The organism is uncultured Tyzzerella sp. (genome assembly GCF_963558545.1).
In the GTDB taxonomy this organism is placed as follows: domain Bacteria; phylum Bacillota; class Clostridia; order Lachnospirales; family CAG-274; genus Tyzzerella.
The window spans coordinates 1-12484 of sequence record NZ_CAUWHO010000007.1; the positions used below are offsets into that span (position 1 = coordinate 1).

Sequence of the window (12484 nt, forward strand, 5' to 3'; positions counted from 1 at the left end):
GTAATATAAATATAATCAATTATTTTTAATTATATGAAGTTTTAATAATTTAGGTAATAATAAATTTATACTTTAAAGAATAATACATATATGTAATCTCATATATTATTTTAAACTAAAAAGAGGTTATTATATGAAAAATATTTTTGTTGAAATAGAGTTTATAGATATAAATGATAAAGTTATAAAAAAAGAGGATATTATAATAGAAGAAATTTATTTTAATATTATAAATGATTATGCGAAATACATTGATGCAGTTATTATAAAATAAGGGGATAAAATATGGCAGAAATATTAAAAAACGACTGGAAAAATTATCTGGATAATGAATTTAAAAAAGATTATTATTTAAAAATTAGAGAAAAATTAAAAGAGGATTACAAAACAAAAATAGTATACCCACCTATGGGTGATATATTTAATGCACTTCATTATACAAGCTATAAAGATACAAAAGTTTTAATATTAGGACAAGACCCATACCATCAAAAAGGGCAAGCACACGGGCTTAGTTTTTCTGTAAATAAAGGTATAAAAATACCACCTTCTTTACAAAACATATATAAAGAACTATCTAGCGATTTAGGACTTTATATACCTAATAATGGATATTTAAAAAAATGGGCAGACCAAGGGGTGTTGCTTTTAAACTCAACATTAACAGTTTTAGATAGTAACGCCAATTCTCACCAAAATATTGGTTGGCAATTGTTTACAGATAAGATTATACAAGTGCTAAATGAAAAAGATGACCCAGTAGTTTTTATACTTTGGGGTAATAATGCCATATCTAAAACAAAATTTATTACAAAAAAACATCATCTTATTTTAAAATCTGTTCACCCAAGTCCACTTTCTGCTAGTCGTGGTTTTTTTGGAAGTAAGCCTTTCTCAAGTGCTAATAAATTTTTAAAGCAAAATGGTATAAAAGAGATAGACTGGCAAATAGAAAATATATAAAACCCCAGGTTGTAGACAAAGTCTACAACCTCTTCAAAAAAATAACAAATTTATTTTTTTGAGATAATCTAGGGTAGAAAAGCTACATTTAATAATATTTTGTCTTCAATCTAAAAACCCTTCTATTTATTTATAGGAGGGTTTTATATTAAATATAAATTATCTTTTTTCTATAACAAATTTAATAGAAGTTTTTAAATCTCCATCAACATCTATTTGAGAAAAAGCAGGTGTGCATATAAGCTCTATACCATTTGGTGCAACATACCCTCTTGCTATGGCTATGCTTTTTACAGCTTGATTTACTGCACCTGCTCCTATTGTTTCTATTTCTATCTTCTTATTATTTCTTGCTATTGCTGCTATTGCACCAGCAACAGACTTTGGGTCTGAACTTGCTGAAACCTTTAATATTTCCATAATTTCCTCCTAAAATGTTGTACATTATAATATTATTTTTAACAAATATTTATATTATATACATAGGTATAAAAATTAAAAAAATAAAAAATTTTTGAAACTTTATTAATATAAAGGGTGTCTAATATATAGGAGGTGAAAATGACTGATGAGGAAAAATAAGGTATACCTAATAGAAGAAACTCTGTTAAAAAATTATAATAAATACTATAAACTAGCATTTTCTTATGTTCACAATGATACCGATGCTATGGATATAGTTCAAGAAAGTGCATACAAAGCTATTAAAAATGCAGAGTCATTAAAAGACAAAAGGTATGTAGACACTTGGATATATAAAATAGTTATAAACCAATGTAAAACTTTTTTATCAAAAAATAGTAAAATAACAGATGATATAGAAGATGTTAATATAACTTTTAATGATAAATATGAAAATATAGATTTAAAAAATGCCTTAAACTCTTTAGATGATGACGAAAAAGCAATAATTATATTAAGATTTTTTGAAGACTTAAAGATAGAAGATATAGCTAATATATTGGATATTAAGGTTAATACAGTAAAATCTAGGTTATACCGTTGTCTTAGAAAGTTAGAAGACCTTATGGAGGGGTATAGAAATGGAGCATAGAAAAATAATAGAAGATTTAAAAAAAGAATACAATAATATTAATGTTAAACAAGAAGGAGTTTTTATTATGAAAAAAAGAATAGAAGAAGCTAAAAGAGAAAACAAAAATAAAAAAATTAAATATGTATCAGTTGCGTCAATAGCAGCTATAGCAACTTTTGTTGCTCTTCCAAATTTAAGCCCAAACATAGCTATGGCTATGGGTAAAATACCTATTATAGGTAAAATAGTAAATGTTGTTACAATGAATAAATATGACGAACAAGATAAAAATATTACTGCAAAAACACCTGTTGCATCTGATGAAAGTAGTACTCAAAATTTAGAAAAATTTAATAAAGAAGTAGATGAATATATTAAAAACCTTACAGAAGAATTTAAAAAAGATTTCCAAGTGGGAGCTAACCAAAGTTTGGATATAGACTATGATGTTATTACAGATACTGAAAAAATGTTTAGCTTAAGAATAAATGGAACAGAAACAAAAGCTAGTGGGTTTACATTTTCTAAAATTTATAATATAGATAAAAAAACAGGGGAAATGGTAGAGCTTAAAGACTTATTTAAAGAAGGTAGCAACTATATAGATATTTTAAGTGAAAATATTAAACAACAAATGAAAGAGCAAATGGCTAATGATGATAGCAAAGCATATTTTATAGATAAAGATATGGAGGACAGCAACTTTACAAAAATTAGAGAAGACCAAAATTTCTATTTTGATAAAGACGATAATTTAGTAATAGCTTTTGATGAATATGAAGTTGCACCAGGTTATATGGGAGAAGTAGAATTTGTTATTGAAAATAACCTTATAAAAGACATATTAAAATAATATCTTAATATATAAAATAAAAAACAAAATTATAGATACTTACAGATTTGTAGACAAAATAGTGTTAAAGTAAATTTTTTCATTTTTATATATTATTTATAGGGTATAAAAATTTTAATCACAATATGAGGCTTTGCCTTGGGTTGTGTAAAAGCTAGATTTTTATGGGCTTTAGTCCTTGTGCGAAGAAATCTAGCTTTTTTCTTGTTATATCTTGTTTTTCTAAGGTTAGCTTTTTTTATCTCTATTTAATACAAATAATTATTATACAAATTACAAGCTATAAATTTTATATTATTGTATAATTGATTTTTAAATAGATAGGTGTTATTATAATTTTAAAAATTAAGCTATTACAATTAGGAGGATACGGTATGAGTATTAAATTTTTTGAAAAAGAAAAAATATTTTTTATCCATACACCAAACACCACATATGCAATAGGAATTGAAGATAAAGGGTATTTAGGGCATATATATTATGGTAAAAAAATAGATGATTCGGATATAAGGTATTTATTAAGAAGCCAGGAACACCCTAGCATACCTTCTAAGAATTTAAGAGAAAAAAATTTATTTTTAGATACATTTCCTATGGAATATCCAGAATATGGTACAGGAGATTATAGAGAGGCTGCTCTTTGTATAAGAGATTTAAATGGCCATTGTTGTAGCGAGAGCCTATACCATTCTTATGAAATTATAAAAGGAAAGCCAAAATTGGAAGGACTACCTGCAACTTTTGGAGATGAAAATGAGTGTGAAACTCTTTGTATAACTTGCTTAGATGAAACTTTAAATATGGAGATAAAGCATTTTTATACAGTATTTAAAGATTTAGATGTTATTACAAGGCATACAGAGATTAAAAATAATAGTGATGTAAATTTTTATATAGAAAAAGCTTTAAGTGCTAACATTGATATAGATGATGAAGATTTTGAAATGATAAGTTTATGTGGCTCTTGGGCAAGAGAAAGACATATACAAAGAATACCTTTGGGATATGGAAGACAAAATGTAGCGTCTTTTAGGGGAGAGTCTAGCCATCAAGAGCACCCATTTTTTGCATTAGTAACAAAAGATACAAATCAAGACTATGGTAAAGTGTATGCAATGCATTTTGTATATTCTGGAAATTTTAAAGCACAGGCAGAAAAAACTCCTTTTGATATGGTTAGAATGTCAATGGGAATACACCCAGATGGCTTTTGTTGGAAATTAACACCAAAAGAAACTTTTGTAACACCTGAGGTAGTATTAACTTATTCGGATTGTGGACTTGGCAAAATGACAAGAACACTACACGACTTATATAGAAATCATTTAATTAGAAGTAAATACAAAAATACAAAAAGACCAATTTTGATAAATAATTGGGAAGCAACATATTTTGACTTTAATGAAGAAAAATTACTTGATATAGCTAAAGATGCTAAAGAGCTTGGAATAGAAATGCTTGTTATGGACGATGGCTGGTTTGGTAATAGAAATACAGATAATAGCTCTTTGGGAGATTGGGTTGTAAATGAAGAAAAGCTAAAAGGTGGGCTAAAATCTTTAGTTGATAATGTAAAAAATATAGGCCTAAAATTTGGTATTTGGTTTGAGCCAGAAATGGTATCAAAAGACTCTGATTTATACCGTAAGTATCCAGAATGGGCTATACAGATACCTAATAGAGAAATAACACAAAGCAGAGCACAATATGTACTAGATTTTACTAGAAAAGATGTAAGAGATTATGTATATAGTTTGATTTATAATATATTAAAAAGCGCAGATATTTCATATGTAAAATGGGATATGAACAGACAGTTGACAAATATAGGTAGCTTTTCTCTTGATAAAGATTGTCAAGGAGAAATTTACCATAGATATATGCTTGGTGTATATGAAATGCAAGAAAGATTGTTAAATGACTTTCCAGATTTATTGTTGGAAAACTGCTCTGGTGGTGGTGCAAGGTTTGACCCAGGTATGTTATATTATAGCCCACAAATATGGTGCTCAGATGACACAGATGCTATAGAAAGGCTACTTATACAAGAGGGGACATCTCTTATATACCCTATTTCTACAATGGGAGCACACGTTAGCGTATGCCCTAACCATACAGTAGGAAGAACTACACCTTTTAAAACTAGGGGAGATGTTGCTCTTTGTGGTACTTTTGGATATGAGCTAGATGTTACAAAGCTAACAAAAGAAGAAAAAGAAATGGTTAAGCAACAAGTGGAAGATTATCATAAATATAACGACTTAATAAGAGAGGGAGATTATTACCGTATAGCTTCTTATTCTCAAAATAAATACTACGATAGTTGGATAATAGTTAGTAAAGATAAGAAAAAAGCTATACTATTTTATGTACAGGTACTAGCAAGACCTAACCATAGAAGTAAAAAATTAAAATTAAAAGGGTTAGATAGTAATAAAATATATAAAATAGAAGATACTACTTATAAAGGTGATGTAATTATGAATGCAGGTATTTTAATACCACCTATACAGGAAGATTTTAAAAGTATAATTATTATAATAGAAGAAAAATAGGAATATAAAGGGATATAATTAGCTAATAATGTATATAGATTATTTGTAAAAACTATTGTAAAAAAAAGTAGAATAATATATAATATAATTGAAAATATTATTTTTATAATAAAAGGAGGGTTAAAGTATGATTTCAAGCGATAAGGATAACCTTTTTGATAATACTTTAGAGCAAGAAACTGACAATAGCCTATCAAAAAGCCATATTAATTTAGATTATACTGATGAACCCCAAAAAAAAGGTTTATTATCAAGATTTTTATTAAAATTTAGACAAGAAGAAGTTATAGACTCTAGACAAACATTAAAAGATTATGATTACGAGTATTCTAAGTTTAGAGAATATGTATTTTTATTAGGAGAAACCGAAGACGATGAAAATGTCTTAAAAGCAATAGAACTTTGTGATGATAGCTTAAAGCTAGATAGACACCGTTTATATTTAGAAAAAAAGAAAAAAGAATGTGAAATTATATTAGAAGATTTAGATTGCTATAACAATCTTTCTAAGGAAGATGCACAACATTTAAAATCTCTTATTACAAAATTTATACAGTTAAATACCGAAAGAAAGGGTATTAGATACCAAATTGGAGATTTTGATAATGGAATAAATAAGCTAGAAACTTTAGAAGAAGATGCTCAAGATGCACTTTATCAGATAGAAGATGCAGAAAATTCTAAGCGTCTTTTATCTAGAGATATAAGTTTAATAAAAGATGAAAAAGAGCGTACTATTCTTGATAGAGAAAGATTACAATTTGCCTACAAAGTTTTGCATAAATTTTCTTTTGCTATATCTATAGTTTTAGGGTTATTTATAGTAGTTTTGGCGTTAATATCTGTATATTTAAATGAATCTGTATTTTTGTCATTATCTATTTTATGTATAACATTAGTTTTTACAATAGTCCTTATATATATCTTTAGGAGAAAAATAGTTTTTGAATTAAAATTAAACGAAAAGAAACATTCTAAGCTTGTATCCTTATTAAATAAAAAAACTGTTGTATATTCTTATTATGTAAACTTTTTAAATTATACTTACCAAAAATATAATGTAAAAAATTCCCGTATATTAAAAGCTAATTTAGAAGATTTTAATAATTACAAGCACGTTATTACTAGATATGATAATTTGGGAAAATTAGTATATGAAGTTCAAGGAAAGTTAGAAGACTTTTTAAAGGATAAAAAGATAACTATTTCTAATGGCTCTTTAGAGGCTTTTGCAAAATCTATAAATATAGATAATAAAATAGCATATTTTAAAGAAATAGAGCTTAAAAAACAAAAAATCGAAGAGAGAATAAAAGGAATAGAAGAAGAACACCAGCAATTAATAGAAAAAATAGTTGCTCTTAATGTGGAAGATACATCTAAAGAAAAGGTAATAGAAAAAATAATAAAAGCATATTTTAACGAAACAGAAAAGCTATTATCAGAAGAAGATGAAGAAAACTTTAAAAAAGAAGAATTTTCTATTTAGTACTACAAAATACCTACCTATATTAGGTAGGTATTTTAAAGGATTAAATATATTCAATTTTAAAGGAGGACATTATGAAAAAAATACTTAATCTTTTAAGTGTAATAATTTTTACATTAGCATTAAGTTTTACTGTATTTGCTAATGATTGGGTAAATTTAAAGCTTAACTATGATGGTAAAATACATAATTATAGTGCAGAAAAGGTACATATTACTATTGATAGTAAGGAAATAGAACAACTTAAAATGGAGCCTATTATAATAGATGGAAGAACCCTAGTTCCTTTAAGAGATGTTTTTGAAGAAATGGGTGCAGAAATATTATGGGACGATAAGAAAAAGGAAGTAACTATAAAAAAAGATGACAACACTATAATATTTAAAATAGGTAGCAAAGAGGCTATAAAAAATAGTATAGATGTTATAAAGCTAGATGTACCTGCAAAAATAATAAATGGATATACAATGGTACCTATAAGGGCTATATCAGATAGTATAGGGTGTAGTGTAGAATGGGATAATAATATAAGAACTATCATAATAGAAACACCTATAAATAATATAACTACTACAACAGAAACTATTACAGAGGTTACAACTAATAATATAGAGCCAGTAGCCAACCAAAAACAAGATGGTATAAAAATTGTTTGGGACCAAACAAACAAATCTATAAACGATAGTGATATAAAAAGAAAGGCTATAAATGGATTAGATGTTTTATCTCCTACTTGGTTTGAGATAAAAAATAGTAAAGGTGATATAGAAGATAAAGGTAGTATAGAGTATTCTAAATGGGCTAAGGAGCAAGGGTATCAGCTATGGGGGCTTGTGTCTAATAGTTTTGATAAAATTATAACACACGATACATTAAGTGACCCAAATAAAAGAAGTAAAATAATAAACACTTTACTAGAATATGCTAAAAAATATAACTTAGATGGAATTAATATAGATTTTGAAAACGTTGCAAAAGAAGACGGAGATTATTATTTGCAGTTTATAAAAGAGGCAACATCTATATTTAAACAAAATGGATTGGTTGTATCTGTTGATATGTATGTTCCTGCACCTTGGACAGCACATTATCAAATGAAAGAAGTAGCAAAAATAGTAGACTATGTAATAATTATGGCCTATGATGAGCATTATAGTACAAGTAAAGAAAGTGGTTCTGTTTCATCTTTACCTTGGGCAGAAAAATATATGGTAGAGGCTACAAAGCTTGTACCTAAGGATAAACTTATAATGGGTGTTCCTTTTTATACTAGAGTATGGACAGAAACTAAAAAGCCAGATGGAACTGTTTCTGTTGTATCTAAATCTTTAAAAATGGAAGAAGCTAGAAAATTACTAGAAGATAACAATGCCAATATTGTATGGAACGAAAAAACTAAACAGTATTATGGTGAATATTTTTCTGATGGGACAACTAAAAAAATATGGCTAGAAGATGAAAAATCTATGGAAGAACGTATGAAATTAGCTAGAAAGCTAGATGTTAAAGGTATTGCAGCTTGGAAAAGAGGACACGAAACAGACGCTACTTGGGATATAATAAATAAATATTTTAAATAAGCTAGGTTATAAAGGCTTTAGTCATTATAAAAATTAGCTTTTGCTACAATAAAAAGCCCCTTCATTAAGGGGGCTTTTTATTGTAATTTTATAAGACAATCTCAAAAGGCCAGTCTACAATGCCACCAAATTCTAATACGTTTGTATAGCCTTTTTGTGCCATTATTTGAGAAGCATATTTACTTCTTATACCACTTTTACAATATACAAGTATAGTTTCATCTTTATCTTTAAAAATTTCTTCTATTTTTTCATCTATTTCATCTAAAGGTAAAAGTATAGCATTATCTATATGAGATTCATTAAATTCTTCTTCCGTTCTTACATCTAATATTTTACATTTTTTACTATCCATTATTTTTTTTGCTTCTACAGCATTTATCATTTTAAAACTTTTCATTATTACCTCCATTATTATAAGTTAATATCTATGCTTACAGGACAATGGTCTGAGCCAAAAATATCATTATGTATAGTAGCATCTATTAAATTTTCTTTTATGCTATCAGATATTACATAATAATCTATACGCCAACCAGCATTTTTTTCACGAGATTTAAAACGGTAGCTCCACCAGCTATAAGCACTTTCCTTTTCTGGATATTTATACCTAAAGGTATCTATAAAGCCACTATCTAAGAGATTTTGAAACTTTTCTCTCTCTTCATCAGAAAAACCAGGGTTTTTTCTATTATTTTTAGGATTTTTTAAATCTATCTCTTTATGAGCCACGTTTAAATCTCCACAGTATATAACAGGCTTATGTTTATTTAGGTTATTAAGGTGATTTTTTATATCATCTTCCCATTTTATACGATAATCAAGCCTTTTTAATTCTTCTTGAGAGTTAGGTACATAGGCAGTTACGTAATAAAAATTTTCAAATTCTAATGTAATAAGCCTACCCTCTGTGTTGTGTTCTTCTATTTCTAAGCCGTATTTAACGCTTATTGGCTCTTTTTTAGAAAAAACAGCAACGCCAGAATATCCTTTCTTTTCGGCATAGTTCCAATACTGGTAATATCCATCTAAATTAAGCTCTATTTGTCCTTCTTGTAATTTTGTTTCTTGTACAGAAAAAATATCTGCATTTATACTATTAAAAAAATCTAAAAATCCTTTTGTTACACAGGCTCTAAGCCCGTTAACATTCCACGATACCATTTTCATTTTTTATCCTCCAAACTATAATTCTAAGTTTTTTATACGTTCTAAAAAGCTATTAAAGCTAGCGTCACTAGGCATTCTAAAATCTCCTCTAGGAGATAAAGATACAGAGCCAACTTTTACACCATCTGGAAGACAAGAGCGTTTAAACTGCTGTGTAAAAAATCTTATATAAAACTTTTCTAACCACTTTAAAATAGTTTGGTTATTATAAGTATTTTTAAATGCTTTTTTAGCAAGATAATATATTTTTTCTGGTGTATAATTATATCTTATCATATTGTATAAGAAAAAGTCGTGTAGCTCATAAGGGCCTACTATATCTTCTGTTATTTGAGATATATTACCATTTTGATTAGGTGGTAAAAGCTCCGGAGATACAGGTGTATTTAATATATCCATTAGTATGTTCTTTAAATTTATATTAGAGTTTTTAGCAAAGTATTCTATTAGATACCTTATTAATGTTTTAGGTATAGAACCATTTACACCATACATACTCATATGGTCGCCATTATATGTGGCAAATCCAAGAGCAAGCTCGGATAAATCTCCAGTACCTATAACTATACCATTATATTTGTTTGATATGTCCATAAGAATTTGCGTTCTTTCTCTAGCTTGGCTATTTTCGTATGTTACATTGTGTACATCAGGGTTGTGCTTTATATCTTCAAAGTGTTTTAAAACAGCAGCTTTTATATTTATTTCTAAAAGGGTAGTTCCTATAATTTCACATAGCTTTTTAGCATTATTGTATGTTCTATCTGTTGTGCCAAAGCAAGGCATAGTAACAGTAATTATACCTTTTTTGTCATATCCTAAAAGCTCAAATGTTCTGTTTACAACAATTAATGCGTGGGTAGAATCTAGCCCACCAGATATTCCAATAACAACATTTTTAATGCCTATATGCTCTATACGTTTTTTTAGCCCATATGCTTGCATATCTATTATTTCTTTACATCTTATATCTCTTTTATCCATATCTTTTGGTACAAAAGGCATAGGGTCAACATATCTATCTAAATCGAAAGAGATGTTTTCCATTTTGTAGGATATTGTATGATAATCTTTAGTTTCAGTTGTTTTGAAAGAGGTGTTTTTTCTTCTTTCACTATTTATATAGTCAAGGTCTATGTCCGAATAAATAATTTCATTTTTAAACGGTGTACTTTCATTTAAAAGGTTACCATTTTCATATATTAAATTATGTCCAGAAAACACTAAATCTGTTGTAGATTCTCCTTGTCCAGCATTAGCATATACATAGGCACAAATACATCTAGCAGATTGGTTTTTTACAAGCTCTTTTCTATATATAGATTTTCCTGCTATTTCGTTACTAGCAGATAAGTTAAATATAATATTAGTACCATTTAATACATAGTTTGAACTAGGTGGAATAACACTCCACAAGTCTTCGCATATTTCTATTGCAAAAGTAAAGTTTTTTGTATTTTCTATTTTAAAAATAGTTTTACCAAAGCAAGCTTCGATGCCGTCTAAATTAACAAAATGTTTATTATTATCATCTAAGCTGTTAAAATGTCTTTTTTCATAAAATTCGTTGTAGTTGGGTATATGTGTTTTTGGGACTATACCTAAAATTTTACCTTTATAAAAACATACAGCACAGTTGTAAAGACTACCTAAAAACTCTACAGGCATTCCAACTATACAAGTTATGTTTAAGCTTTTAGTTTCTTCTATAATATATTTTAAAGCATTAATACTATCTTGTAGTAAGCTATCTTGCAAAAATAAATCTGAACAAGTATACCCTGTTATGCAAAGCTCTGGAAAGCATATAATACTTGTTTTATTTTGTTGAGCTTTTTTAATATCTTCTATTATATTTTTAGCATTGTAAAAACAATCAGCAACTTTTATACAAGGTGTAGCAGCAGCTACTCTAACAAATCCATAGTCCATAAATTTATCTCCTTATTTAATTTATTATTTTTATTATACCATAAATAAAATTTTTTAAAATATGTTATTATTGTAGATTTTAATAAAATTGTAAAAATAGGATATATTGTATAAAAAGTAAAAAAATATTGCATAAAAACCCCTTTATTGATTAATACTAGTATTGTTTAAAACAAATTAAAATTATAAATTTTTATAATATAATTTTAAATATAAGGAGGAATTTTTTTGAAAGCAACAGGGATAGTAAGACGTATAGATGATTTAGGTAGAGTTGTTATACCAAAGGAAATAAGAAGAACATTAAGAATAAGAGAGGGAGACCCTTTAGAAATATTTACAGATAGAGAAGGGGAAATTATATTAAAAAAATATTCTCCAATAGGTGAGCTTGGTAGCTTTTCTAAAGAATATGCAGAAAGCTTGGCTCAAACAGCAGGGCATATAGCTTGTATAGTAGATAAAGACCATATAATAGCTGTAAGTGGTGGTGGCAAAAAAGAGCTTTTAGAAAAACATATTAGTAGTGATTTAGAAGAAGTGCTTAACAAAAGGGTAACACATATAGCAAATAGAGATGAAAAAAGCTTTGTATCTATTACAGAAGAAGATAGTGGCATATATAATCACCAATTAATTACACCTATTATATCTGAAGGAGATGTTTTAGGTGCTGTTGTATTATTATCTGGAGATAAAAAAATGGGTGAGGTAGAAGGAAAGTTAGCCCAAACAGCAGCAGGTTTTTTAGGCAAGCAAATGGAATAATTAAAATATAAATAGCCTTTCAAATAGTTTATAATGAAAGGCTATTTATATTTTAAAAGTATAAAATTTACATATATAATTAACTAGTACAAAAAAATATATTTTTTATATTGTATAAATTGTTGAAATTTAGTATAA

Annotated in this window: 12 protein-coding genes; 8 read left to right on the plus strand and 4 right to left on the minus strand. The window is 27.4% G+C overall.

Annotation, left to right across the window (positions count from 1 at the left end; all coding sequences use genetic code 11):
* Positions 1–133: 133 nt before the first annotated feature.
* Entirely contained in the window at positions 134–274 is a 141-nt protein-coding gene (locus tag R5Z65_RS01280; RefSeq protein WP_317366558.1) for a hypothetical protein, read from the plus strand.
* Between the two features lie 11 nt (positions 275–285).
* Entirely contained in the window at positions 286–963 is a 678-nt protein-coding gene (locus R5Z65_RS01285; RefSeq protein WP_317366559.1) for a uracil-DNA glycosylase, read from the plus strand.
* 159 nt (positions 964–1122) lie between these two features.
* Here the strand turns inward: R5Z65_RS01285 and R5Z65_RS01290 are convergent, their stop codons facing one another.
* The gene (locus R5Z65_RS01290; protein ID WP_317366560.1) at positions 1123–1383 is read right to left on the minus strand and encodes a stage V sporulation protein S; all 261 of its coding nucleotides are present in this window, start codon (positions 1381–1383) and stop codon (positions 1123–1125) included.
* Between the two features lie 148 nt (positions 1384–1531).
* On the opposite strand from R5Z65_RS01290, the gene R5Z65_RS01295 reads away from it, so the two are divergent.
* From R5Z65_RS01295 to R5Z65_RS01315, 5 genes are all read left to right on the plus strand, one after another.
* Entirely contained in the window at positions 1532–2017 is a 486-nt protein-coding gene (locus tag R5Z65_RS01295; protein WP_317366561.1) for a sigma-70 family RNA polymerase sigma factor, read from the plus strand.
* Positions 2007–2852 (plus strand): RsiV family protein, encoded by an 846-nt coding sequence (locus tag R5Z65_RS01300; protein ID WP_317366562.1) that lies wholly within the window; start codon positions 2007–2009, stop codon positions 2850–2852. The genes R5Z65_RS01295 and R5Z65_RS01300 overlap by 11 nt, the downstream gene beginning before the upstream one ends.
* Positions 2853–3226: 374 nt before the next feature.
* A complete protein-coding gene (locus tag R5Z65_RS01305; protein ID WP_317366563.1) occupies positions 3227–5407 on the plus strand; it encodes an alpha-galactosidase in 2181 nt (726 codons plus the stop codon).
* A gap of 127 nt (positions 5408–5534) precedes the next feature.
* The gene (locus R5Z65_RS01310) at positions 5535–6896 is read left to right on the plus strand and encodes a hypothetical protein (RefSeq protein WP_317366564.1); all 1362 of its coding nucleotides are present in this window, start codon (positions 5535–5537) and stop codon (positions 6894–6896) included.
* Between the two features lie 74 nt (positions 6897–6970).
* Complete coding sequence (locus R5Z65_RS01315; RefSeq protein ID WP_317366565.1) at positions 6971–8476, plus strand: glycosyl hydrolase family 18 protein; 1506 nt, start codon at positions 6971–6973, stop codon at positions 8474–8476.
* A gap of 88 nt (positions 8477–8564) precedes the next feature.
* Here the strand turns inward: R5Z65_RS01315 and R5Z65_RS01320 are convergent, their stop codons facing one another.
* Genes R5Z65_RS01320 through R5Z65_RS01330 form a run of 3 tightly spaced genes read right to left on the minus strand, consistent with a single transcriptional unit; the run spans position 8565 to position 11578 of the window.
* Complete coding sequence (locus tag R5Z65_RS01320; protein WP_317366566.1) at positions 8565–8876, minus strand: rhodanese-like domain-containing protein; 312 nt, start codon at positions 8874–8876, stop codon at positions 8565–8567.
* Positions 8877–8890: 14 nt separating this feature from the next.
* Positions 8891–9646 carry an exodeoxyribonuclease III gene (locus R5Z65_RS01325; RefSeq protein WP_317366567.1) on the minus strand — a complete coding sequence of 252 codons (756 nt, stop codon included), beginning with the start codon at positions 9644–9646 and terminating at the stop codon, positions 8891–8893.
* Positions 9647–9661: 15 nt separating this feature from the next.
* Positions 9662–11578, minus strand: coding sequence for an NAD(+) synthase (locus tag R5Z65_RS01330; protein ID WP_317366568.1), 1917 nt, complete (start codon positions 11576–11578; stop codon positions 9662–9664).
* A 228-nt stretch (positions 11579–11806) separates the two neighbouring features.
* Here R5Z65_RS01330 and spoVT point away from each other — a divergent pair, with 228 nt between their 5' ends.
* The gene (gene spoVT / locus R5Z65_RS01335; RefSeq protein WP_317366569.1) at positions 11807–12346 is read left to right on the plus strand and encodes a stage V sporulation protein T; all 540 of its coding nucleotides are present in this window, start codon (positions 11807–11809) and stop codon (positions 12344–12346) included.
* The last annotated feature ends 138 nt before the right edge of the window (positions 12347–12484 follow it).